At 44.8% G+C, this 2,182-nt stretch carries 2 protein-coding genes; one reads left to right on the top strand and one right to left on the bottom strand.

The window, feature by feature from the left end:
- The coding region (locus PX636_RS21885) for a helix-turn-helix domain-containing protein (protein ID WP_288118877.1) at positions 1 to 511 on the bottom strand (511 nt) is incomplete at its 3' end.
- A 243-nt stretch (positions 512 to 754) separates the two neighbouring features.
- Here PX636_RS21885 and ahcY point away from each other — a divergent pair.
- Positions 755 to 2,032 (top strand): adenosylhomocysteinase, encoded by a 1,278-nt coding sequence (ahcY, locus tag PX636_RS21880; RefSeq protein WP_002795864.1) that lies wholly within the window; start codon positions 755 to 757, stop codon positions 2,030 to 2,032.
- Positions 2,033 to 2,182 lie beyond the last annotated feature (150 nt).

Here is a 2,182-nt window from a genome sequence, read left to right as displayed (position 1 = left end):
CACTACGCCATTTTTTTAAGGCAGTTTCCCGATCATTCCAGGTCAGTTGTTCTTCTAGAGTAATGTTTAAATAATTTCTGATCTGTTCGGCTAATATCCTTAAATCATCACTAGAGCTAACCGCAATATCCTGAAAGATTTTCTTGGTACTAGGATTAATACCATTATTAATTTCCTGTAGCGACAATTGCATCGCTTTTGCTTGTCGTAAAGCATAGATAGTATCGGCGGCCAGGTTTTCGATTTCAAAGTCTGGCAAAGTTCTAAATTCTTGTTTTTCCTCCGCTTCTAGGGGAGGTTCTGGGAAAAAGAATAAAGCGAGAGGACGTTTATATATTTCTGCTAACTTTTCCAATTGACTATAGGTAGGAAAGTCCTCTCCTGACTCCCATTTCTCGATAACAGAAACATCTTTTTTAAACTTGACCGCCACAGACTCAAGAGAATATCTCGCCCTTTCTCTTGCCCATTGGATTATCTTGGGATTAACGCCTGTCAGTTTCTCGCCCATCGGTTTATCTTATCATCACGAGATAGAGATTTCTAGCTTAATTTAGCTTGTGTGATAGTTTAATTGTACTAAATAATCGGTCAGAATAGAGACAATGTACCGATTTCTGGATAGGTTAGCGAGGGATTGATAACTTTTTCCTATATAAAGAACCGGTGAAAAGCTTGACATTAGCCAAAATCCCCAGACAATGTTAAGTTAAATTAACCAATAGCCGAGGCTTGTATTTAAGGAAAACCCCTTATGGTAGCAACACCAGTTCAACAGAAATACGACATCAAAGATATTAGTTTAGCCCCCATCGGCAAACAGCGCATCGAATGGGCCGGTCGGGAAATGCCCGTTTTGCGTCAATTAGCCGAACGTTACGCCATCGAAAAACCCTTTGCTGGACTGCGTTTAGTCGCTTGCTGTCACGTTACCACCGAGACCGCTAATTTAGCCATCGCACTAAAAGCTGGTGGCGCTGATGCGTTACTAATTGCCAGCAATCCCCTTTCCACCCAAGATGATGTGGCTGCTTGTTTAGTCGCTGATTACGGCATCCCCGTTTATGCAATCAAAGGGGAAGATAACGACACCTATCACCGTCACGTTCAAATCGCCCTCGATCACAAACCCCAGATTATCATCGATGATGGTTGTGATGTAGTGGCCACCCTGGTTAAAGAAAGAAGTCACCAATTACCCGACATTATCGGTACTACCGAAGAAACTACCACCGGCATCGTCCGTTTGCAAGCCATGCTCAAAGCTGGGGTGTTATCCTTCCCGGCAATGAACGTTAACGACGCAGAAACCAAGCATTTCTTTGATAATCGCTACGGTACAGGTCAATCTACCCTTGATGGTATCATTCGCGCCACCAATATCCTCCTCGCCGGTAAAACCGTGGTTGTGGCTGGTTATGGTTGGTGTGGTAAAGGTGTCGCTATGCGGGCCAAAGGTTTAGGCTCTAATGTAATTGTCACCGAAATTAACGCCGTGCGTGCCATTGAAGCGGCGATGGACGGTTTCCGGGTTATGCCCATGGATGAAGCCGCTAAAGAAGGCGATATCTTCATCACCGTTACCGGTAACAAGCACGTTATCCGGGCCGAACATTTTGACCTGATGAAAGATGGGGCGATTGTTTCCAACTCCGGTCACTTTGATATTGAAATCGACCTGCAAGCTTTAGGCGCAAAAGCCGATAATGTCAAGGAAGTTCGCAACTTTACCCAACAATATAGACTAAAAAGCGGTAAATCCGTCGTTGTTATCGGGGAAGGTCGCCTAGTTAACCTGGCAGCCGCCGAAGGTCATCCTAGCGCCGTTATGGATATGAGTTTCGCTAACCAAGCGATCGGTGTAGAATACTTGGTTAAAAATAAAGGTAAATTAGCCCCCGGCATCTACTCAATTCCCTACGAATTAGACCAAGAAATCGCCCGCTTGAAACTGCAAGCCATGGGTATTGAAATCGATACTCTCACCGAAGCCCAATTAGAATATATCAACTCCTGGACTTCCGGAACCTAATATCAGTTATCAGTTATCAGTTATCAGTTTTTTAGCCGTCAGGAGTCGGTCGTCAGGAGTCGGTCGTCAGGAGATTGCTTTTATTTATTCTTGCCACTCCCCCACTTCCCCACTTCCCCACTTCCCCACTTCCCCACTTCCCAACCCCCT

This window comes from Microcystis sp. M53598_WE2, from assembly GCF_030067735.1.
GTDB lineage: Bacteria > Cyanobacteriota > Cyanobacteriia > Cyanobacteriales > Microcystaceae > Microcystis > Microcystis aeruginosa.
The sequence above is the reverse complement of the archived record's forward strand: the minus strand, read 5'-3'. Positions and strand labels throughout refer to the sequence as shown.

Bases quoted from the DNA above. Each gene is read 5' to 3' on its own strand.
- ahcY (WP_002795864.1), top strand. From the start codon at position 755: ATGGTAGCAACACCAGTTCAACAGAAATACGACATCAAAGATATTAGT.